Raw genomic sequence first — 22,312 nt, 5'->3', positions numbered from 1 at the left:
CAATTATCAATAAAGCTAGATAAATAACTGGAAGAAATATGCCGGTGATCGGGACCGCTCGGGAGAAGGAAATGTCATGGGAATGGGGTAGAGTCGGACACTTCGATTCCCACGGATTGGAGCTTGCTGATGTCCTGCCCCCAAGTCTGCACCGGCGCCTTGCTGCAATGCAGCTTCGGTGCTGCGCCTTGCGCGCTGAATGTCCTGCCGGTCAACCGGGTGATGGTCGGTGGGGTGCCGGCGGCGAACATCATGGACCATATCCCGCTGGTCAATATCCCCACCTTCGGCATGTGCACGAGCATGGCCAACCCGATGGTCGCCGCCGCTACCGCCGCCGCCCTCGGGGTGCTGACGCCGATGCCGTGCATCCCGGCCACCGCCTCGCCATGGATTCCCGGCGCGCCCACGGTGCTGTTGGGCAACATGCCGGCGCTGGATGCCAACAGCATGCTTATGTGCAACTGGGCCGGGGTGATCAAGATCAACTTCGCCGGCCAGGTCCAGACCCTGATTCCTTGAGTTGCCTTGAGGGCCTAATCGCTGGCAAGCCAGCTCCCACAGCTCAAATCCCTGTGGGAGCTGGCTTGCCAGCGATTAGGCCCTCAAGGATCAAAGCAGATCCCGGACCTTATTCCGCCCCATTGGTCCACCACCACTTCAACCGCGAAACCGGTTTCCCCGCCGCATTCAGCGGCCGGCCATCCTCGGCATATTTCTGCCCCGGATCCAGCGCCTGGCCATTGAGGTACTGCGCCCTCATCGCCAGCTTGCCGTTGGGGTGATACCGCTGCTGCAACCCCTCGCGTACACCATTGCTGTACAGCTCGCGCTCGGCCACGCTGCCGTCGGGAAAGTAGCTGACCGCCTCGCCATGCAGCAGCCCGCGGCGGTAGCTGGCTGACCGCAGCAATTGGCCGTCCTCGCCGTAGAAGCTGGCCACGCCTTCCAGCTTGTCGTTGCTGAACGGCAACCGTGCCGAGACCCGGCCATTGGCATGGAAGGTCTGGCTGACCCCGTGCAGCACCCCGCCGGCATAGTTGAGGCTGGCCTGGGGCCGGGCGTTTTCCTCGATGCGCAGGGGGCCATCGAGGTCACCCTCGAGCAGCCGCCCGGTAAGCCGCGAGTCGCCGCGTTCAAGCTGGAAAGCATCACCCCTGGCGGTATTCTTCAATTGATCTTCACCAGTCCGCCCTTGATCGTCAGCATGCCGCCGCCGTCCACGGTCTGTTCAGCGCCACCCTTGTTGGTCAGGCTGACGCCGGCGTCGTTGGTCATGGTCGTGCCGGCCTTGTTCTCCAGCGAGGTGCCGGCCTGGTTGGCGAAGGAGGTACCGGCCTTCTGCGCGATCGACGTACTGGCCTGCACCGCCAGGTCGGCGCCGCTCTTGATGCTGAAGCTGGCACCGCTTTGCAGGGTGATGGATCCGCTGACCTTGATGCTCAGGTCGCCATCGATGGTCAGGCTGTAGTTGCCGCTGACCTTGTCGGTGTAGTTGCCGCCGGTCTGGTGGGTCTGGTCGCCGCCGACGGTGACGGTGCGGCTGTCCTTGACGTCGAGGCTGTCGCTGCCGGTCTGGATCGCCACCGTACGCTTGCCCTTTTCCAGGGTGATGGTTTCATCGCCTTCCTTGACCGTGCGGGTCCGGGCGTTCTTAACCGTCTGGGTTTCGTCGTGGCCGATATCGACGGTGACATCGTTGAGCACCTTGGTATTGAAGTCCTTCTGTGCCTGGAGGAACACTTCCTCGCTGTCCTTCTTGTCGTCGAAGCGCAGGGCGTTGAAGCCGCCGCCGCCCTTCGACGAGTTGGTCATGATGCCCGATTGGGTCTGGTTTTCCGGCAGGGGCCAGGGCGGCGTGTTGTCGCCGTTGTACACGCAGCCGCTGACCAGGGGGCGGTCCGGGTCGCCATCGATGAAGGTAACGATCACTTCCTGGCCGACCCGGGGCACGAACTGCATGCCGAAGGCCTGGCCGGTCCAGGGCAGGACCACGCGGACCCAGCACGAACTGCTTTCGTCGCCCTTGCCGTCGCGGTCCCAGGGAAACTGGATCTTGATCCGGCCATGTTGGTCGGTCCAGATTTCCTCGCTGGCCTTGCCGACCACCCGGGCGGTCTGGGTATGCATGCGCGGCTTGGGCGTGACCCGTGGCGGGCGGTAGGCGGTGGCCTTGGGGATTGCCTCGAAGCGGTTGCGGTAATGCTGGTGATCGACGTCGTGGGTGACCGAGGTCACTACCCAGTCGCTGTTCAGGGCTTCGTCGTCATGGCCGCTGAGGGAGAAGTAATGGCCGGGCACCAGCCAGCGGCAGTCGCTTTCGCCGATGAAGCGCTGCTCCTGGCTGCGCAGGCCGTCGACCCGTTGCTTGGTCAGGGCATCGCCGCGGGCCTTTTCGATGTAGCCGCCGGGGTGTTCGTAAAGGTTCAGCGGCCCGGCCTTGGCTTCGGCCTGGCTGTACAGCTCGGTGGTGGGTGTGGCGAAGGTGTAGTCGCTCGCCGAATAGACCCCGGCGACCGCCTGCATCACCCGTTGCCCGGAACGGATGCCGTGCAGCTCGCGCACCCCCATGCCCTGGCCCAGGTACTGGATGGCCGGGCCGTTGGGGATGGCCGGGAAGGCGTCGTTGTTGTCCGCCAGGACCAGGGTATGCACGCCAGCGTCGTGGGTGAAGAACCAGAAGATGCCGTCTTCCTCCAGCAACCGCGAGACGAAGGCGAAGTCGCTTTCGCCGTATTGCACGCAGTATTCCCTGGCCGTGTAGCTGCCGTTCAGGGACAGCTTGTAGTCGCTGAAGCCGTGGGCATCGAAGATCTGGCTGGCGATGTCCGCCGTGGTCAGGTTCTGGAATACCCGGTTGTTGCTCGCGAGGTTGAGCCACCACAGCCAGGGTCGCAGCAGCAACTGGTAGCGGTCGGCGCTGGCATCGGCCGGCATCTGGCGGATCTCGGCCACCAGGCCGTCCAGCGGGCGCACTTGCTCGTCGTTGTGCAGGGTGACGGTGACATGGCTGGCGACCGCGTCAGCCAGGGCCAGCGCCGCATCCGAGTGCCCGCGCAGCATCTGCATGCCCAGGCCATTGAGCAGCTCGGTGCCGCTCAGCGCCTCGGGATAGAGATCGGGCAGGGCACTGGCGCTGAGGTAGAGGCTGGTGGTGCTGTCGGTGGCGCGGGGCATCTAGGGTTCTCGGGATGGATCGGGCAAAACTGCGACTGTACACGGTCATGGCACGCTTACGGCGCTTTTACTCAAGCGCCCACTCCGCCAGTTTTCCGGTGACCTGCTTCATCAGCACATTTTCGATATCCCGTGCTCCGGCGCCGCTGCATTTACCGAGTACCGCCTTGACGATGCCGCGGTCGAAGTCGAACTGCTTGCCGGTGGCGGCCTTGTAGCGTTCGCGCAGTTTCTCCAGCTTGGCCAGGACGATACCTTCCAGCGTGGCCTCGTCCAGCGGGTGGTAGGGCACCACGGTCATCCGCGCCAGGAACGCCGGGCGGAAGGCCTGCAACAGCACCTTGTGCAGGCGCTCGTTGAACGCGTCACCGTCCAGGTCGGCCTTCGCCGTGTCGAGGATCAGCTCGGCACCGACGTTGCTGGTGGCAAGCATCACGGTGTTCTTGAAATCGACGATCAGGCCGCTGCCGTCTTCCATGACGCCCTTGTCGAAGACGTTGTAGAAGGCTTCCAGCACATCCGGGTGGGCCTTTTCGATCTCGTCCAGCAGCACCACCGAATAGGGTTTGCGCCGCACCGCTTCGGTGAGCACGCCGCCGCTGCCGTAGCCGACATAGCCGGGCGGGGCGCCCTTGAGCTGGCTGACGGTGTGGGCTTCCTGGTACTCGGACAGGTTGATGCTGATCAGGTTGCGCTCGCCACCGTACAGGGCGTCGGCCAGGGCGTAGGCGGTCTCGGTCTTGCCCACGCCGGTGGGGCCGGGCAGGAGGAACACGCCGACCGGTTTCTGTGGGTCGGTCAGGCCGGCACGGTAGGCCTGCAGGCGCTGGGCGATAGTATCCAGCGCGGCTTTCTGGCCCATCACCCGCTGGCCCATGCGCTGGCCGAGGGTACGCACGGCATGGGCTTCGTCCGCGAGCATCTTGCCCACCGGGATACCGGTCCAGCCGGCGATCACCGCAGCGACGATCTTCGAGTCGACCTGCTCGGGTACCAGCGGATCATCCTGGCGAATGGCATCCAGGCCCGCCTCGAGCCGCAGCAGTTCGGCGGCCAGGTAATCGATGCGGCTGTCGGTGTCGGGATCGCGGCGCTCGCCGTCGGCGTCGGCCTTCTCGCTCAGCGCCAGCAGCTCGCGGCGGGTCTCGAGCAACTCGCGCACGGCTTCGCGTTCTTCGCTCCAGCGGCTTTCCAGCTCGCGCATGGCGTCCTGGTTGAGGGTCAGTTCGGTTTCCAGGGTGGTGATGCGGTCGCGGTGATCCTGGCCGGTGGCCTGCTCGCGACGCAGGCGCTGCAGTTCTTCATCGAGGCTGTGCTGGCGGTGGCGCAGGTTTTCCAGGGGCGGCGGCACGTCGTGCTGGCCGAGGGCAACCCGGGCGCAAGCGGTGTCGAGGATGCTGATGGCCTTGTCCGGCAGCTGGCGCCCGGAAATGTAGCGGTGCGACAGCTTCACCGCGTCCTGGATGGCGCTGTCCAGCACCAGCACGCCGTGGTGCTGCTCCAGCCTGGCGGCGATGCCACGCAGCATCTGCACGCAGGTGGCTTCGCTCGGTTCTTCCACCTGGACCAGCTGGAAGCGTCGGGCCAGGGCCGGGTCCTTCTCGAAGTATTTCTTGTATTCCTGCCAGGTGGTCGCGGCCAGGGTACGCAGCTCGCCCCGGGCCAGGGCCGGCTTGAGCAGGTTGGCCGCATCGCTGCCACCTTCGGCGCCGCCGGCGCCGATCAGGGTATGGGCCTCGTCGATGAACATGATGGTCGGGCTGGGTGAGCTGCGCACGGCGTCTATCACGCCCTTGAGGCGTTGCTCGAATTCGCCCTTGACCCCGGCCCCGGCCTGCAGCAGGCCGAGGTCGAGTACCCGCAGGCAAACGTCCTGCAGGGCCGGTGGTACGTCGCCGGCGGCGATGCGCAGCGCCAGGCCTTCGACCAGCGCGGTCTTGCCCACGCCCGGCGCACCGACCAGGATCGGGTTGTTCTGCCGGCGGCGCAGGAGGATGTCGATGCATTGGCGGATCTCGCCTTCGCGACCGATGATCGGGTCGATGCGGCCGGCCCTGGCGTCGGCGGTGAGGTCCTGGGTGTATTGCTCGAGGATCGGATCTTCGCTGCTGTTCGCCGCGCCCTTGCCACGCTTGGACGGCGCTGGCTCGGCCGGTTGCTCGCGGGAACTGCGGGTCAGTTCCTGGAACCGTGCGCGCAGGCTGTCCAGCGGGATGGCCAGCAGGCCGGCGGCGCTGTTGAGCAACTGGCTGCGCAACGCCTCGCGCTCCAGCAGGGTCAGCAGCAGTTGCCCGGAGCGGATACGCTGTCCGCCGCCGCGAATACTGGCCTGGAGCACGGTTTCCTTGAGCAGGTCGATGGTCTGCGCCGACAGCGATGGCGTGCGGGTATTGCCCGACTTGAACAGCTCCAGGGCCCGGTTGATCTGCTCGGCCAGCGCGTCGCGCTCGACCTTGAAGGGCGGCAGCAGGCAGGCCAGGTCACCGCCCTGGATTTCCAGCAGTTCGAGGAGAAAGTGCTCCACCTCGACGAAATGATGGCCGCGCTGCAGGCAGCGCTGGGCGGCGCGCTCCAGGGCGTCGCGGGTATCCGGGTTCAAACAGGCGATCAGGCTGCCGAGTTCCATGTTCACTCCCTGTCGGGTTGGCGCAAGCGGGTTTCGATGCGCTGGAGCTGATCCGGATCCGCGCGGCGGCGGACACCGTTGTTCCAGTTCAACCGGGTATCGTGCTGGCGGCCCAGGTGGAGCACGGGCGCACCCTTGATTTCGAGGACCAGCCTGCAGTCCAGGTCGGGACCGAAATACAGCGCGGCGAGGTCGGCCAACTGCCCGTGTACGTCGGCGCCGGGCAGCAATGAGTCGGCCTGGGCCTGGCTGAGCGGGCTGAACGTCAGGGTAATGCCGGCGTGCTCGTCCCAGATGTGCTTGCCGGCGATCGCCGTGCGCCCCAGGCTCAGGTTGCGCCGGCCACGGCCAAGCACGCTGCGGCTGCCGGGCGGTATTTCGCACCAGGCGCCGGTGTAGGGGGCGATGCTCAGCGGTAGGCCGAAATGATGGCGGACGATGGACACGAAGCCGGCCAGCGAGCGCCGTCCGCCGGCAAGCAGGGCGGTGCGCGCCAGCAGCACGGCGTCCGGCAGGCCCTGGCGCTCGTGCAGGCCTTGGGGCAGCAGGCCGCTCAAGGCACGCAGTTGCCGATGCACCGGGCTGGCCTCGGGCCTGGCGAAACCGAAGGCGATGCGATGCTTGCGCAGAGCGCGGTAGAGCAGGCTGAGCAGGCGATGCTGGAACAGGTCGAGAAATTCCGCCGGGGCATGGTCGCGGGCCACGGCACGCTGTTGCAGCCATTCCTGGAAGGCGTAGGGCAGCGGGCCGTCAGGGCCGCCGAGGCCGAACACCGGGGTGCTCAGGATCGGCCGCGGATCCGCCGCGTCATGGCTGAGCTTTTCCACCTGTGCCACGGCAAACACCGGGGTCAGCGGGCCACGCAGGCGCACCGCTTCGTTCTGCGGGACGCTGCCGCAGCCGAGGGAGGTGGCCTTGCGGTTCTCGTGTTCGAGGATCAGCAGGGCCTGGAGCAGCTCGAAACCTTGCGGGCGCTCGCGCAGTGTCTGGCTCAAAGGCTCAGGGGCATGCCGGCTTGCGGGCTCCATGTCTTGATTTCCTTGGTGGGGTCATCGGCATCGACCAGTACCGTACTGATATAGCGGTTGGCGGTGGCATAGAGCGAGAAGAATTGCGCCAGCACCGCAGAAAAAAGCACGGTGCTATGCCCGGCGAAGTGGGTCGGGTCAAGCTGGATGCGTACTTCCAGGCCCTTGCGCCAGCCGCGCCAGGCATCGTTGCCGACCTGGGCGACGCGCCGTTCGCTGCTCAGGCTCTTCAGGCCGTCGATCTGCCGGCTGGCGCTGGCTTCGTTGCGCAGGTTGTGCAACACCAGGATTTCCCGCAGCGCCCCCAGGGCTTGCGGGCCTTCCACCAGCGACAGGTGATTGAGCGTGAGCTGCGACACCAGGCGCCAGCGCGACTGGCCGTCCAGGTTCGGTACCCCCTGGGCGCTGGGCGGGTTGACCAGGTATGCGCTGGCTGGTGCGCCGGGGCGCTCGAAGGATAGCCGGGTACCGGCCGCCAGGCTCTGCGCCAGATGGCGGTTGGTGCACAGCAGGTCGGCGCTAAGGCTGAAATCCCAGGCCTGGCGCAGCGGATCGAAGCCGGGGTCGACCAGGCTGATCATCATGTCGCTGCCGATGCGGTTCGGGGTCAGCCCATGGATGCGCCGGGCGTGCCAGTACCGGGTGGCAGCGCTGCCGTGCTGGCTGCCGTAGTAGGGCGCCAGCGGGCGCACCACGCCATCGGCGCCCAGGGCACGCAGGCTGCGGATGCTATGGATCTCGACGCTGTTCTCACGATGGCTGTCGGCGACCAGGCGGTATTCGCTGCTGCGTCCGTCCGGGCGCAAGGGCTCGGAGGTGCGGCGGAACAGATTGATCGCCGGGGCGCAGCCCAGGGCGAAGTCGCCGGGCTGCAGAAACAGGTGCGTGGGTGCCGGGCGGTCGAACACCAGGTACAGCTGCAGGCTGCTGCCCTCGACCTGGCGCGGGTCCAGGGGCAGGTCGAAGAAGTGGAATTTCTCCGGGAAGGCGAAGTACTCGGCCAGCAGGCGCAGACCGGGATGTACGCCGTCCTCCTCGGGCAGCAGTGCCTCGTGCTCGGCAAAGCCCACCACCTGCGGCAGGCGGTCCAGGCGCAGCAGGCGCTCGCGGCTGGCGCCATTGCACACCGCGATGGTATGGGCGCCCAACAGGTCGTAAAGCGCGGCATTGACCATGGGCGATGCATCGAGGTGCACGCGCAGATGGCGCAGGTCCAGTTCGTTCCAGGACGCCTTGCCCAGGCAATCGATACGCAGGCGCAGGGCCGACGCGGCCTGGTGCAGCCCGGTCAGCTCGCGGGCCTCGTCGGCGCCGAGCAGCACCGCTTCGCTGATCTGCAACGGCCATAGGTTGACCTCGGCGCCGGTACGAAAATGCAGGCTGTCGCCACGGGTCGTGGTGACGAACAGGGGCGTGTCGCGGGGCAGGGCATAGCCACTGGCGAGCGCGCCCTTGGTCAGGTCCGGTTCGAAGCGCACAATGGCGCAGGAAGGCAAGGGGCGCAGGGCCAGCGGGTAAAGCTGTTCGAGCAGGGCGTCGCTGAATTCGGCGTAGTCGTCGTCCAGGCGCCGTTGCAGGCGTGCCGAGAGCAGGGAGAAGCCTTCCAGCAGCCGTTCCACATGAGGGTCCTGGCTCTCTCCGGGCGACAGCTCAAGGCGCCGGGCCACCTTGGGATAGCGCTCGGCGAAGGCGCTGCCGGCGTTGCGCAGCCAGGTCAGCTCGCGCTGGTAATAGTTGAGCAGCAGCGGGTCAATCGAGTCGCTCATGGCTGACCTCCACCGCCGAGTCCTGCTTGTCCAGGACAAAGGCCACCGGCCATTGCTGGCCACCCTGGCGCAGCATGCCGCTGACCAGGATATTCAGCCGCCGTGGTTGTCCGGCCACCTGGCGTACTTCGACCTCGCCGGCCTTCAGGCGTGGTTCGAAGTGGTTGATGGCGGCGCGGACTTCCCGGGCGATGCGCCGGCGATCGTCGCTGTTGCTGGCCTGCAGGCCGCTCCAGTCGCCAATGCCGTAGTCCAGCACCGTGGGCGGCGTGCTCAGCGTCGGGCCCGCACGGCGGCTGTTGAGCAGCCGCGTCAGTTCCTCGCGGACCGAATCGGCCAGGGCCTGGCGGTCGAGGGTCGGCGCCTCGCCCGCAGGGTTGCCGAGGCGTTCGAACAGCAGGGGGCGGTGACCGCTGGACATCTACTCAGGCACCGGCCTTGTTCAGGGTCATGTCCCAGCTGGTGCCCGCCACGCCTTCCTTGGTGCCGTCGTCTTTCTGCGTGGTCAGTTCCCATTTGATCTTGGTGAAGTTCAGGGAAATCGTTTCCACCGGCTTGCCACCGGTGCCGCCGCTGACGCTGACATTGGAGAAGATCACGTTGGTCAGGGTGTAGACGATGAAGGGCATGATCTGCCCGCTGCTCTCGGCGGCGTTACGGCCGACGGTGATCTTGGCCTCGGCCACCGGCTTGCCGGAGACGCAATAGAGATTGAGGTTGGGGGTGGAGGTATCGATGAACTTGGTCAGGGTGAATTCGCCGACGAAGGGCTTGCCCGACGTCCGCTCGGTGTTGCTGACGTCGTTGGTCACCTGCATGGCAACGTTGTGGCTGTAGGACATGATCTCGATCTTGTCCTTGTAGCCTTCGATCAGCGAGTCACCTTTGATGTCGTCGCCCAGATCCAGAATGATCGCATCCATCGCGTGAAGCTCCTGCAGTCAGAAAATTCGAATAGGTAGGGAAAGCACTCCTGCGGGCCGGGCCCGCAGGAGCCAGGGTCAGGCAGCGACCGGTGGTGGCAGGGTGGCTACCAGGCGGATCGAGGCGGTCAGCTCTTCGAGCTGGAAGTGCGGACGCAGGAACACCGTGGCACGGTAGGCGCCCGGCTTGCCGGCGACCTCGGTCACATCGATGCGGGCTTCACGCAGCGGGTACTGGGCCTTGATGTCCTGGGGCGCGTTGTCGTTGACCAGCACGTAGTCGGCGATCCAGTTGTTCAGGTAGGTCTGTACGTTGTCGCGGGTCATGAAGCTGCCCACCTTGTCACGCATGATGACCTTCAGGTAATGGGCGAAGCGCGACGACGCCAGCACATACGGCAGCATCGAGGAGATCCGCGCGTTGGCATTGGCCTCGTTGGTGTTGTAGGTGCGTGGCTTGTTGGTGGTCTGGCCGCCGAAGAATACCGCGGTACCGGTGTTTTTCTTGTGGCACAGGGCGATGAAGCCGAGGTCGTTGAGCTCCTTCTCGCGGCGGTCGGTGATTGCCACTTCGGTCGGGCATTTGAGGGTCAGGTCGCCGGACGCGGTCTTGAAGGTGTGCTGCGGCAGGTTGGTCAACGCGCCACCGCTCTCGGCGCCGCGGATCGCCGCCGCCCAGCCGAACCTGGCGTAGGCGTCGGTGATGCGCCGGGCTAGGGCCCAGGCGGCGTTGCCCCACAGGTACTGCTTGCCGTCCGGGTCGCTGACGTTCTCGGTGAAGTTCATGCCCTCCACCGGCAGCGTGTCCGGGCCGTAGGGCAGGCGCAGGAGGAAGCGTGGCAGCACCAGGGACACGTAGCGCGAGTCCTCGGTATTGCGGAAGTCTTGCCAGGGGCCCAGCTCCAGGCTTTCGAACAGCTTGGCCAGGTCCTTCGGTACGCCCAGGTCGGTGAACTGCTTCATGTCGAACAACAATGGGCTGGCCGCGGCGATGAAGGGCGCGTGGGCATTGGCGGCGACTTCGGACAGCTTGCGCAGCAAGGCGATGTCCTGCGGGTGGCGGCCGAAGAAGTAATCGCCGACGAGGACGCTGAACGGGTTGCCACCGAAGGTGCCGTATTCCTCTTCGTAGATCTTCTTGAAGAGCACGGTCTGGTCGAAGTCGACAGCGCGGGTCAGGTCTTTCTTCAGTTCGTCCTGCGACACGTTGAGCAGGCGCAGTTTCAGGCGGGTGCTGGTCTCGGTGTTGCTGACCAGCATATGCAGGCCGCGCCAGGACGCTTCGAGCTTCTGGAAGCCTTCGTCGTGGAGGATTTCGTTGAGCTGGTCGCCGATCAGCTTGTCGATCTGCTCGATGCGGTTGTTGATCAGCGCGCGGGTGTCAGGGTCTTCGCCCTGGCTGACGGTGAGGGCCTTGTCGAGTACCTGGCTGGCGAACTCGGCGATCAGGTCCTGGGCGTAGACCTTCTGGCTCTCGTCATGAATGATCTGACCTTCCTGGATGATCTTTTCCAGCAGGGTCAGGGTCTGGGTGCTGCCTTCGCTTGGATTCTCGGTGCTGGACGCGGGCATGGTGAAGTCTCCGGATGCAAGGGGAATGATCGGGCGGGCGAATCAGGCGTCGGGCCGGTTACTTGGTTTCCGGGGTTTCGCCGGTATCCGCGTCGTCTGTCTTGTCTTCGGGCTTGGCGTCGGTTTTCGCCGTGGCATCGGAGCGAGCCGCCTTGATCAGCTCAAGATCCTCGTCGGCACTGGACAGCACCTGCTTCAGCATTTCATCGAGCCTGTCGTTGCCATCGAGCTTGGTCAGCAGATCGCGCAGGCGTTCGCGGGCACCGAACAGCACCTTGAGTGCATCGACTTTTTTCACCACGTTGATCGGATCGAAGTCTTCGATCGACTCGAAGACCAGCTTGGCGCTAAGAGGGGAGTTGCCGCCGCTAAGGGTGTTCTTGACGTTGACGGTAACGCTGGGCTTGATCGAATTGAGGACCTGGTTGAAGTTGTCGCTGTCGATCTCGACGAAGCGACGCTCATTGAGTTTTTCCGGGTTGGGCGTGGCGCCGGAAAGGTCCGCCAGGATGCCCATGACCAGCGGCAGTTCCTTTTTCTCGATGGCGTTGCCGATTTCGACGTCGTAGGTGATCTGCACACGAGGCGGACGAACCCGGCCCAGCTTGTGCTGAATACTCTCTTCCATAGTGGCTGACTCCGATGCAGAAGGCGGGCGCAATGCAACGGTTTCCCACTGATCGCATTCCCTTGCTTAGACCGCGGAGCGGACACACTCGCGTTGGAGGATCCTGTTTTCCGCAATCACCTCAATTCGTCGTGGTGGCGAATTGGCATGGATGCTATAACAGGCATCCGGAAATGCAAATAAAACTTTTCTTGGATCATTATGCGTCTTAAGAAGTTCAAGTTTTTAAGGATGGCGGTGATACTTTCAGGCTTGGCCTACATGGCCGGCTGCGCCTATTTTGGATCCAGGGTAAGTGTCGACGGAGTTACCCTCGATGTTGCTTTGCGTGCAAATGATGACTCGCCCATCGCGGTCGACTTTATTGCCGTCAACGATAATGATTTGCTTGCAAAGTTATCGGGACTTACAGCAAAACAATGGTTTGCAACGCGCGATCAATATCAGCGCGACTTTCGTCAATATCTTTATGTCTGGGGTTTGGAACTGGTGCCGGGACAGTTGATTGAATCATCGACCTTCCCGCTGGACGGAAAACCCTCGGTAGGGCTCGTGGCCTTTGCCAATTACCAGAGCCCGGGCGCCCATCGCCTGCGCCTGGAAGACCAGCGCAGCATCCGCTTGAAATTCGATGCGCGCGAGATGACCCTGCTCGACCAGAACCTGCGCTGAGCGCGGGCGCGTTTGCACAGATGCCAAATACAGGATGTCAAGGGAACCTATGAGCGTGCGACCTGATGTGGTCTGCTGGTACGAAGGCATGCAACTGCTGCCCCAGCATTTTCAGTTGCAAGGACTGCGGGCCGAGGCCATTGCCGCGCACCTGGCCAGGGCCGCCAACCCCTGGTATTGGGGCGTGACCCAACTGTCCTGGGAGCAGCCGGCGCTGGTCGCCGGCAAGCTGCGTATCCTTGGTCTGGAGGCTACGTTGCCCGACGGCATGCCGATCAGTATCGAACCGGGGGAGGGCGGCCTGCCCGAGTTCGACCTGGTCGAGGTGATCGCCGCCGCGCCCGATGCCAGTGTCACCCTTTACCTCGCCGTCAGCCCGATCTGGCAGGGCCAGCGCCTGCGCCCGCTGGACGGTCGCTGGCGGTCGGCGCTCAGCGAGCCGGTACCCAACCTCGACAACAACCTCGATGACGAGCCCGTCCAGGTCTGGATACCGCACCCGCGCCTGGTGACCGATGCCAGCAAGGCCGACACCGTGTGCCTGCCGTTGCTGCGGATCAGCAAGGCCGATGGCGGCTACAAGGTAATGGATGATTTCATTGCACCGACGCCGCGCATCCTGCCCGAATCGCCCCTGGGCCAGCGGGTCTTCCAGCTCTGCGCGATGATCCGCGAGAAATGCGTCTTCCTCGGCAAGCGCCTGCAGGCGCTGCAAGGGGATGCCGGTAGTGCCGAGGAACTGCGCCGGCAATCGGCAGCCCTGTGGGCGCGCCTGCCGGAAGTCGAAGGCCTGCTCAACAGCCGCATCGCCACGCCCCAGGGCCTGCACGGGTTGTTGCTGGGCATGGCCGGCAGTTGGTCGGTGCTCGATCCGGCCAGGGGCGTTCCGGCCTTTGCGCCGCTGGATTTTCTTGACCTGTACCGCGGCTACGACGAGGTGCTGCGCTGGATGGAGCAGGTACTGGGCAAGCTGCGCCTGGGCTATCGCAGCCATCTGTTCAGGCAGATGGGCAATGTCTACGAGATCAGCCTGCCATCGTCGGCGGCCAGCCAGACCCTGGTCATCGGCCTGCGCATGCCGGCCGGAACGCCCGAGGAGGGTGCCCGCCTGTGGCTGGGGCGGACCATCATCGCCTCTGCCGCACAGGTGCCCGAACTGGCGCGCCAGCGCCGCCCGGGCCTGGCGCATAACCCGATGAGCCGCAAGGATCAGGTGGCCTACGGGGTCGGCGACGATACCCGCCTGTTCGTGATCGAGGCCGGTGGCCCGGGCTTCGACCCGCACCAGCCGTTGCAGATCGTGTCCACCGGCTCGGGTGAAGCCTTCCGGCCCTGGCAGATCGTACTGCTGATCGACGACGACCACGAAGAACAAGACGCCTGACACGGTAGGGAAGCCTATGCCAGAAGGGATTGCCGTTTCGCGTTATCGCGGCGTGCAGGATGCGCCCCTGACCAGTGCCTTTCACCAGGCCTGGCAGGACTGGGCGCAAGCCTGGGACGAACTGGACAAGCGCGGCCAGGACCTCGACAAACTCGTCGACCAGGTGGTCGAGCTCTCCACCGGCGCCACCCGTCGCCTGTGGCGTACGGCCTTTGCCAGCGTCGGCGATTCGGCGCCCTTGCAGGTCAAGTCGATGGTCTACGCCTTCGTCGCCCTGGTCGACGAAACCCTGCTGTTCGCCGACTGGCCCGGCCAGCCGGTGTGGCAGGAGCGCCCGCTGGAGTTGCGCCTGTACAGCAGCCGCCAGGCCGGCGATCGCCTGCCGGTGGAAATCAAGCGCCTGCTCGATGAACAGGCACCCACCAGCCAGGACCTGGGCAATGTCTACCTGTTGTGCCTGATCCTCGGTTTCCATGGCCGCCTGCGCGGACCCGGCGGCGAAGCGCTGCACGCCAAATGGCGGCATGCGCTGTACAACTTCACCCGCCAGCGTGACCCGGACTACACCAACGTCGGTGCCCTGCTGGCAGAGCCGGCCAGTGTCCGGCCACAGCAGCTTGCGCCGCGGGAAGCCATGGGCGACGGGGTGCGCCTGGGCCTGCTGATCCTTGGCGTGACCTTGCTGCTGGTCGCAGTCGGCCACCTGTTCTGGCGCGATATTGGCCAGGAACTGTCGCCGGTGCTGCACCTGGCCGTGCCCCACCAGGTCCAGGAGCCGATTTCATGAGCCTGTCCGTCGTGGCCTGGGTGATTGGCATCCTGGTCGTCCTGCTGCTGGTGGTGCTGCTGGTGCTGTGGCTACGCAGCCGCAATGGCGCGACGGTGCGCAGCTTTTATCTGGCCGTGCGTCAGATGGAACACGAACAGGGGGTCAGCGACCGCTACCAGGCTCCCTGGCTGCTGATGCTTGGCGACGAGGTCGAAGGCAAGCGCCTGTGCGCCGACTGGAACCTCAACCCGGTGGACAAACCGGCCTGGTTCGGTCGCTGGTGGGCGGACCCCAGCGGCGCTGTACTGGTGGTGCCGCAGGCGCTGTTCATGCCCGGCGAGGGCATGAAGCAGGCCAGCGGCTGGTGGAACCTGATCGGCCTGCTATTGCGCCTGCGCTCGCGCCGCCCGCTGGACGGCGTGATCTGGACCATCGCCGCCGCCGACCTGCTCGACGCCGACCGCGCCGCGACCCTGGGCCTCGACGCACGCCGGCGCTTCATCGACCTGCTGCAACGCCTGGGTACCAGCCTGCCGGTGTATGTCCTGGTCACCGGGATGGACGAGGTGCCGGGCTTCCAGGAACTGGCCCGGGCCTTGCCGGAGCAGGCACGCAAGCAGGCGCTCGGCTGGTCTTCGCCGTATCCGGCGGAGGCGGCCTGGCAATCGCAGTGGACCGACGACGCGGTGGATGGTATCAGCCATGCGCTGTCCGAAGCGATCGTGCAAATGGGGACCCTGTCCGGGCAACTGAGCAACGAACTGGACACCCTGCCGCAGCGTTTCGAGGGCATGCGACGCAACCTGCAGATGCTCCTGTGGCCGGTGTTCCAGGGCAACACCCACGGCGAGGCGCCGGCCCTGCGCGGCCTGTACTTCACCGGCACCCAGGCCATGTCGGGCGAGGCCGGGGCATTGACTGCGCTGGACCAGCCGCGGGTGCAGAACGTCTTCGCCCACGGCCTTTGGCAGCAACGCATCAACGCCGAGCGCGGCCTGGCCCGGCCGATTCCGCGGCTGTTGCAACTGCGCCAGCGCTGGCAGCGCATCGTCGCGGTGAGCGCGGCGGTGGTCGGTGTGCTCTGGGCCATCGGCATGATCTGGGTGTGGCGCGATTCGCTGCGCGATGCTGGCGAATTGTCGCGCCTGTTGCAGAACGCACAGAACGACTACGTCGCGGTCCCTGACGACAGTCATCGCCAGGAACTGACCCGGCACAACGTGCAGAGTTTCTGGAATGTGCTGGAGCGTGCGCCACGCTGGCACTTCACCTCGCTGGCCTATCCGACCTCCTGGTTCTCGTCGCTGGACCAGGACATGGACCGGGTGCTGCAGCGCACCGCCATGACCCATATGCAGCAGCCGATCCACGACCTGCTGCAGGCCGAGCTGCGTGATGTACTGGCCATCGCCGAGGCCTCCCGGCGTACGGCTGCGCCCCAGGGCGGTGATCCGGCGCAATGGCCGAGCTACCTCAAGGCGCGCGAACTGGTGCACAAGGTGCTGCGCCTGGAGCAGGTGGCCAGCCTCTATGGCCAGGCCCAGGCCAACCAGAAGACCCCGCTCGACCAGTTGATCCCGCTGAGCAACCAGGTCCTGGACATGAACCTGAACGCCGGCACCCTGCCCAACGAGCGCTACTACAACCGCCTGCTGGTCAACCAGGGCATCAGCCCGCTCAAGCCGCTAGACCTGTCGCTGTACCGCAGCACCATCCAGGGCAACTTCAACCAGCTGATGGGCAACTGGCTGGGGCACTATTTCCGCACCGACGGCTATGTCGTTTCCGCCGGTTACCTCAAGCTCTACCTTGACCGCCTGGAAAACGGTGCCGGGCAGACCCTGCGCGAGCTGGAACATGTGGATGCGCTGATCGAAGACCTGCAGTCGGCCATCGACCTGACCAACTCCACCTGGAGCCGCGGCAAGGGCCAGGACCTGGTGGCAGGCTACGGGGAACTGCTGGAAAAGATCCGCCAGAGCAAGCTGCTGGGCCCGGCCATCGCCGACGAGACCGAGCGCCAGGCCGAGCAGATGCAATACGCCTTCAAGGAACAGTGGATCGCCCAGGGCTCGTCGAGCCGCAACCTGCTGGTGCAGAACGCTGCCGGGCAACTGGCCTTGCAGGACCGCATCGTCCATCTGCAAAGCGCGATCAACCTCTTGCTCAAGCGTGACTTCGTCGCCCGGGCCCTGCGCGAGGATGCGCTGGGCGAGGCGACGCCGCTGAGCCATGTGGATGGCGAGGGCCTGCGCCTGGCGCAGAGCTATGCCGACAGCTATCGGCAGTATGCCCACGAGTCGCTGGCGGGCATTCCTCCGGTGTACCGCAATGCCCTGCTGAAGACGGCCGAAACGGTGGCGGGCGACGCCATGTGGGCCAGCCTGGGCCGTCAGACCGTGGACAGCGAACTGCCCGGCGCCGCGACCTTCCAGGTGCGCACCGACCAGGCCCTGGCCGTGCACGGTGCGTTTATCCAGCTGCAGCGCCCGGACCTGGCCAGCGGCCTGCAAAGCGCCTTGAACCGCAGCGCCCTGGCCGATGTGTCCCTGGCCATCGAGGAGGTCTACCAGCAGCCGCTGTTCCGTGACTACAGCGCCATCAACCAGTGGGACGGCACCAAGGACCTGGGCCTGCGCCTGTTCCGTGCAGTGGATTCCCAGGACCTGAAGGGCAGCCTGGAGCAACAGTTCGCCGTGATCACCGCGATCACCGAACAGGCGGCGCCGGCCAAGGACTGGCTGATGACCCAGTTGCCGAGCCTCAACCTCGGCGAGGCGGAGCTGGTCAACCGTTTCAATTCCCTTAGCGAGGAGATGGTCAAGTACAAGGCCCAGAACCCGTCCAGCTCGCCAGCCCTGATCACCCAACTGATCGTGCGCGACTTCAACGACATGGACCAGGGCAGTTGCGCCAAGATCCTCGGCTCGGCCCTCGCGCCCCATGCTTCCGGGCAACTCACCCAGCACTGGAATGCCCTGCAGCGCAGCGCCCTGCAGCGTTGCCAGTACCTCCAGCGGCAGAGCGTGGCCGGCGCCTGGAACGAACTGGCCGGCTATTTCAATCAGTACCTGGCCGGGCGCTTCCCCTTTGCCAGCGACCGCCATGCGCCAGACGCGGACCCTGCACGGGTGCAGTATTTCCTCACCCTGATCGACAACCGCCTGCCACAGGCGCGGGACGGTCTCGGCCTGCTGACGGTCCGCGATCGCGCGGCGGCCGGCGAATTCCTCGACCGGATCGCACTGGCCCGCCCCTGGCTCGGGGCGATCCTCATGCGCGACAAGGCCGGCCTGTCCGGGATCGACATGGAAGTGACCTGGCGTACCGACCGCGACAGCGAACGCGGCGCCGACCAGGTCATCGCCTGGACCCTGGCTGCCGGCAATCGAGAAATCGTCTGGCCGGGGGATGAGCAGGTGTTGCACTGGAGCCTCGGCCAGACCCTCGATCTGCGCTTGCGCTGGGCCCGCGACGGCACCCAGCGGCCGGTCAACGACCCGGTGCAGCAGCAACTCCACGTCAACGGCCTGGAAGCCGAATGGCAGTACCAGGGGCCCTGGGCGCTGCTGCGCATGATGGCGGCCCACGGTTCCACGCTGCGCCAGCCGAATGTCGACTACACCGAATTCCCCCTGAGCCTGGAAGTGCCGGTGCACGCCCAGCCCGAGGAAGACAACCAGACGCGGATGTTCCTGCGCCTGTCGCTGATGAGCCAGGGGGGCAAGGCGCCCCTGTCCATTCATCCGCTGCCGGTCCAGGCGCCGTCATCCCCCCTCGGCTACGCCTCGCGTGCCGTGGTCGATTCAGGAGATCTACCATGACTACCCCCGGCTTCTCCGCGCGGGTCAGCCAGTTGCTCGAACCCGTTTCCGCGAACCTGCCCTGTGGTACCGACCTGCACTACGAGGCGGTGTTCGACCGCATCAAGGAACTGCGCCGCGAAGATGACACCAGCCTGCCCACGGGCGTGTGGTCGACCACCGAGGTCAAGCGTGCCGACTGGGAAAAGGTCGAAGTGATCGCCAGCGATGTCATGAAGACGCGCAGCAAGGACCTGATGATCGCCGCCTGGCTCGGCGAGGCCTGGCTGCACCGCGAGGGGCTCAAGGGTATGGTCGATGCCCTGGCGCTGATCGGTGGCCTGTGCGAGCGCTACCCCGGCGATCTGCATCCGCAACTGGACGACGATGACCCTGGTCGCCGCGCCGCGCCGCTGCTCTGGATGGCGCGGCGCTATGACGAGGTGATCCATACCCGGATGCCGTTGTTTCCCCAGGTATCCGCAGAGATCGGCGTCTTCAACCTGTACAGCTGGCAGCAGATGAAGCAACGCCAGGTGCAGATCAATGACAGCAAGCCGGCTAAGGTCGCTGCCGAAGCGGCCCAGGCATTGCAGAACAAGGTCAACGACGAGGTTCGGCGAACGCCGGTCGCCTGGTGGCTCGAAGGGGTCAAGGCGGTGGAAACCACCAAGGCGCAACTGTTGCTGCTCGATGGCTGGTGCGATCGCAACCTGGGCGGCGAGGGGCCTTCGTTCGTGCGCTTGCGCAAGCAACTGGACAACCTGGAAAACCTGCTGCGTGAATTCCTCGCGCTGCACCCGCCGCAATTGCTGCCGCCCGAGCCCGAAGCCACGCAACCCGAACCGGAGAAACCCCGCGCGATGGACCTGTCTGCCGCAATCGAACCCCGCGCGCCGTTCGCCGAGCCGCGCACCCGTGAGGAAGCCTACCGGCAACTGCTGGTGATCGCCGACTACCTGGCCCGTACCGAGCCGCACAGCCCGGTGCCGTACCTGATCCGTCGCGGCGTGGAATGGGGCAACAAGCCGCTGCGCGAACTGCTGGGGGAACTGATCAATTCGGATGCCGAGGCGCGGCGGTTGTGGACCTTGCTGGGGGTTCTTTAACACAGCGACGACGCAGTCCCTGATTGGAATGTGGCCCCTGTGGGAGTCCGCCCAGCCTTTCAGGCTGCGCTGTCGCGCAGAGAACAGTTCCAAAGCACGACGCGTACCCAGTGGGAGCGGGTTTACCCGCGATTGCTATGGTGAATTCACTACTGCAATCGCGGGTGAACCCGCTCCCACAGGGCTCGGTCCATCGCAGCGGTTCGGCGCTCCGACAAGCCAGCTCCTACAGGGGGACAAGCTCAGCGACTGAAGACCCGCTGCACCCCCAGCGTGACCAGCGCTGCGCCCGCGAACCCGTTGATCCAGCGCTCGACCCGCAGGTACAGCCCGCGCAGCCGGGAGGTGCCGAAGACCATGCCCAGCCCCACTATGAGGCCGGACCATTCAGCACCCTCCTAGAACTCCCCGCGCAGGGTCAGCATATAGTTGCGTGGCTCACCATACAGGTTGACCCGGTCGGTTCCGTCTGCCGAAACGTAGTACTTGCGATCCGCCAGGTTTTCCCCGACCAGGCTCAGTGTCCAGTGCTCGTCCATCCGGTAGGCGACCCGCGCATCCCAGATCGCCCGTCCGGCGGCACCGTAGCCATAGCCGTCCCAGGTTTCGTTTTCGTAGCCCGATTGCGCCTGCACCCCGGCGCCCAGCGTCACCCGGTTCCACGCACCGGGCAGGTTGTAGCTGGTGGAAACCTTGGCCAGGTGGCGTGGCGTTTCGCTGGACAGCCGTTCGGTGCCACTGCTGGCCGTCCTGTTGTAGGTGTAGCCGGCCAGTACCTGCAGGCCCGGCAGCAGCTCGCCGCTGGCCTCGATGTCCACGCCCTTGCTGCGCTGGACCACGCCGTTGAGCCAGCAGAAGCCGTTGGCATTCTGCGGGCAGCTGTGGTTTTCGTCAGGGTCAAAGTAGGCGGCATCCTTCTGCTTGATATAGAACAGCGCCACGGACAGGTTCAGGGCCTTGTCGAACAGCTCGCCCTTGATCCCGGTTTCGTAGTTGGTGCCGATCGCCGGCTTCAGGGGCGAGCCGGCGTAGCTCACGTAGTTGCTCTGTGGCATGAAGATATCGGCGTAGCTGGCGTACCACGACCAGTCCTGGCTGAAGTCGTAGATCAGCCCGGCGAACGGGGTGACCTGGCCGGTTTCCTTGGACTGATAGTCCGGCGCTTCCTTGAGGTTGTAGGTGTAGTCGTAGTCGTACCAGCTCACCCGCCCGCCGAGAACCAGGGTCAGGGGCTCGGCCAGCTTGAGCCGGGTATTGGCATACAGCCCGTAGCGCTGGTCGACGAGGTCGTTGGCCGAGGTCCAGGCCGGGCGCGCCGGTTTGGCGATGGAGTGGTGGTCGGGGTCGAAGACATCCACTGGCACCGGGTCATCGAAGTAGATATCCGCCGCCTTGTCGTCGATCCGCTGCTTCGACCAGTTGCCCCCCAGGGTCAGTTGGTGGGTCAGGCCGAACGCGTCGAAGCTGCCGTCGATGTGGCTATCGATGCCGGTGCTGTCGATGCCGACCTTGCGGAACTCGACGCCGCGAAAGGTCGAACCGGTCCGGGTGATCGGGTCGATGGCCCCGCGGGCGTAGGCCAGCGCCTGGTAGACCTGGCCCTTGGAATGGCTCAACGAGGTGGTGCTGGTCCAGCGGTCGTCGAAGCGGTGGTCCAGTTCGAGGAATACCTCGTTCATCTCGGTTTCGTGGCTGTTCCAGTCCTGGACCAGGGCGGTGGAACGCGACAGGCCGAGGGACTGGCCGTTGCTGTAGCGCGGCAGGCCGAAGATCGAATAGCCGTTGATATCGCCGGTCTGGTGGCGAAGGCTGGCGGTCAGCGTGGTGTCGTCGCTCAGGTCGGCCTCGATGATGCCGTACAGCAGCGGCGTGCGGGATTCCAGTTCGTCGAGGTAGGAGTGCCTGTCTTCATAGGCGGCGACGAAGCGCCCGCGCACGGTGCCGGAGTCGTTAAGCCGGCCGCTGCCATCCAGGTCGAGGCGATAGTTGTCCCACGAGCCGGCACGGGCGGTTACCGAGAAACGTGGCTCGGCGGTTGGCCGCTTGCGCACCAGGTTGACCGCACCGCCCGGGTTGCCGGCACCCACCAGCAGGCCGCTGGCGCCGCGCAGGACCTCGACCCGGTCATACACCGCCATGTCCGGTGGCAGCCAGCCGGTCACCGTGTAGGCCTGGCCGGGCACGCCGTCCATCAAATAGCTTTCCTCGCCAAGCACGAAGCCGCGGGATTGGAACACATGGGCACCGTAGTTGCGCTGGCTGAAGGTGATGCCCGGGGTCTTGCTCATGACCTTGTCGAGGCTGTTGAGGTTCTTGTCGTCCATCAACTGGCGGGTCATCACCGTCACTGATTGCGGGGTTTCCCGCAGGCTCTGGGTGGATTTGCCGATGGTCACGGCGGAGGTGGCGTAGGAGTGGGTGCCCTCGGTGGTAGTGCCCAGGCCGGCGGCGTTGATGGTGGTGGCGCCCAGGTTCATGGCGTCGTCGCTGCTGCGTGGCAGCAGCAGGTAATCGCTGCCGCCACTGCGCACCACCTGCAGGTCGCTGTCGCGCAGCAGCAGGGCGAAACCCTGCTCGACGCTGTAGCTACCTTGCAAGCCCGGGCTGCGCCGGTCCTGGGTCAGGCGGGCATCGAACGACAGCACCACCCCGGCGTCGCTGGCGAAGCGGCTGAGCACCGCGCCCAGCGGGCCGGGGGCAATGGCATAGCGGCGCTGGGGTTCTTCGGCACGGGCCTGGCCGCTGGCGGCGAGCGGCTGGATCAGCCCGGCCTGCAGGCCCAGCGCAGCGCCCAGCAAGGCGACGACCAGAGGTTTTCGGGCAAAGGCGGGGTGTTGCATGCGGGGCTCCTTCAA

At 65.5% G+C, this 22,312-nt stretch carries 16 protein-coding genes; 6 read left to right on the top strand and 10 right to left on the bottom strand.

Annotated elements, in window-relative coordinates:
* Positions 1–129: 129 nt before the first annotated feature.
* Entirely contained in the window at positions 130–522 is a 393-nt protein-coding gene (locus ACPFMA_RS15700) for a DUF4280 domain-containing protein (RefSeq protein WP_009395363.1), read from the top strand.
* Between the two features lie 109 nt (positions 523–631).
* Here ACPFMA_RS15700 and ACPFMA_RS15695 read toward each other — a convergent pair whose 3' ends face one another.
* The 9 genes from ACPFMA_RS15695 to tssB all read right to left on the bottom strand — a co-directional run bounded on the left by ACPFMA_RS15695 (position 632) and on the right by tssB (position 11,720).
* Complete coding sequence (locus tag ACPFMA_RS15695; protein ID WP_064304257.1) at positions 632–1,174, bottom strand: toxin-antitoxin system YwqK family antitoxin; 543 nt, start codon at positions 1,172–1,174, stop codon at positions 632–634.
* The gene (tssI, locus tag ACPFMA_RS15690) at positions 1,171–3,177 is read right to left on the bottom strand and encodes a type VI secretion system tip protein TssI/VgrG (RefSeq protein WP_420058128.1); all 2,007 of its coding nucleotides are present in this window, start codon (positions 3,175–3,177) and stop codon (positions 1,171–1,173) included. Before tssI ends, ACPFMA_RS15695 begins: the two co-directional genes overlap by 4 nt.
* Before the next feature lie 67 nt (positions 3,178–3,244).
* Positions 3,245–5,803 (bottom strand): type VI secretion system ATPase TssH, encoded by a 2,559-nt coding sequence (gene tssH / locus ACPFMA_RS15685; protein ID WP_420058129.1) that lies wholly within the window; start codon positions 5,801–5,803, stop codon positions 3,245–3,247.
* A 2-nt stretch (positions 5,804–5,805) separates the two neighbouring features.
* Entirely contained in the window at positions 5,806–6,831 is a 1,026-nt protein-coding gene (gene tssG / locus ACPFMA_RS15680; RefSeq protein WP_064304260.1) for a type VI secretion system baseplate subunit TssG, read from the bottom strand.
* Positions 6,795–8,597 carry a type VI secretion system baseplate subunit TssF gene (gene tssF / locus ACPFMA_RS15675; protein WP_425928170.1) on the bottom strand — a complete coding sequence of 601 codons (1,803 nt, stop codon included), beginning with the start codon at positions 8,595–8,597 and terminating at the stop codon, positions 6,795–6,797. The genes tssG and tssF overlap by 37 nt, the downstream gene beginning before the upstream one ends.
* Positions 8,581–9,018, bottom strand: a complete 438-nt coding sequence (gene tssE / locus ACPFMA_RS15670; RefSeq protein WP_420058132.1) for a type VI secretion system baseplate subunit TssE — start codon at positions 9,016–9,018, stop codon at positions 8,581–8,583. The genes tssF and tssE overlap by 17 nt, the downstream gene beginning before the upstream one ends.
* A gap of 4 nt (positions 9,019–9,022) precedes the next feature.
* On the bottom strand, positions 9,023–9,520 hold the full coding sequence (locus tag ACPFMA_RS15665) for an Hcp family type VI secretion system effector (RefSeq protein ID WP_009395379.1): 498 nt from the start codon (positions 9,518–9,520) through the stop codon (positions 9,023–9,025).
* A gap of 78 nt (positions 9,521–9,598) precedes the next feature.
* Entirely contained in the window at positions 9,599–11,092 is a 1,494-nt protein-coding gene (tssC, locus tag ACPFMA_RS15660; protein WP_064304262.1) for a type VI secretion system contractile sheath large subunit, read from the bottom strand.
* A gap of 58 nt (positions 11,093–11,150) precedes the next feature.
* Entirely contained in the window at positions 11,151–11,720 is a 570-nt protein-coding gene (gene tssB, locus ACPFMA_RS15655; RefSeq protein ID WP_064304263.1) for a type VI secretion system contractile sheath small subunit, read from the bottom strand.
* A 201-nt stretch (positions 11,721–11,921) separates the two neighbouring features.
* Between tssB and ACPFMA_RS15650 the strand changes: the two genes are divergently transcribed.
* Genes ACPFMA_RS15650 through tssA form a run of 5 tightly spaced genes read left to right on the top strand, consistent with a single transcriptional unit; the run spans position 11,922 to position 19,457 of the window.
* Positions 11,922–12,392, top strand: coding sequence for a hypothetical protein (locus tag ACPFMA_RS15650; RefSeq protein ID WP_064304264.1), 471 nt, complete (start codon positions 11,922–11,924; stop codon positions 12,390–12,392).
* Positions 12,393–12,441: 49 nt separating this feature from the next.
* A complete protein-coding gene (tssK, locus tag ACPFMA_RS15645) occupies positions 12,442–13,776 on the top strand; it encodes a type VI secretion system baseplate subunit TssK (protein WP_420058134.1) in 1,335 nt (444 codons plus the stop codon).
* A 16-nt stretch (positions 13,777–13,792) separates the two neighbouring features.
* The gene (locus ACPFMA_RS15640) at positions 13,793–14,563 is read left to right on the top strand and encodes a DotU family type IV/VI secretion system protein (RefSeq protein ID WP_064304265.1); all 771 of its coding nucleotides are present in this window, start codon (positions 13,793–13,795) and stop codon (positions 14,561–14,563) included.
* Entirely contained in the window at positions 14,560–18,369 is a 3,810-nt protein-coding gene (locus tag ACPFMA_RS15635) for a type VI secretion system protein (RefSeq protein WP_420058135.1), read from the top strand. The genes ACPFMA_RS15640 and ACPFMA_RS15635 overlap by 4 nt, the downstream gene beginning before the upstream one ends.
* Positions 18,366–19,457: a type VI secretion system protein TssA gene (tssA, locus tag ACPFMA_RS15630; protein ID WP_064304267.1), complete on the top strand. Its 1,092-nt coding sequence runs from the start codon at positions 18,366–18,368 to the stop codon at positions 19,455–19,457. Before ACPFMA_RS15635 ends, tssA begins: the two co-directional genes overlap by 4 nt.
* Before the next feature lie 398 nt (positions 19,458–19,855).
* Here the strand turns inward: tssA and ACPFMA_RS15625 are convergent, their stop codons facing one another.
* On the bottom strand, positions 19,856–22,297 hold the full coding sequence (locus ACPFMA_RS15625; protein WP_420058137.1) for a TonB-dependent siderophore receptor: 2,442 nt from the start codon (positions 22,295–22,297) through the stop codon (positions 19,856–19,858).
* Positions 22,298–22,312: the final 15 nt, after the last annotated feature.

Source organism: Pseudomonas sp. NyZ201 (assembly GCF_049860765.1).
GTDB lineage: Bacteria > Pseudomonadota > Gammaproteobacteria > Pseudomonadales > Pseudomonadaceae > Aquipseudomonas > Aquipseudomonas bharatica.
The sequence above is the reverse complement of the archived record's forward strand: the minus strand, read 5'-3'. Positions and strand labels throughout refer to the sequence as shown.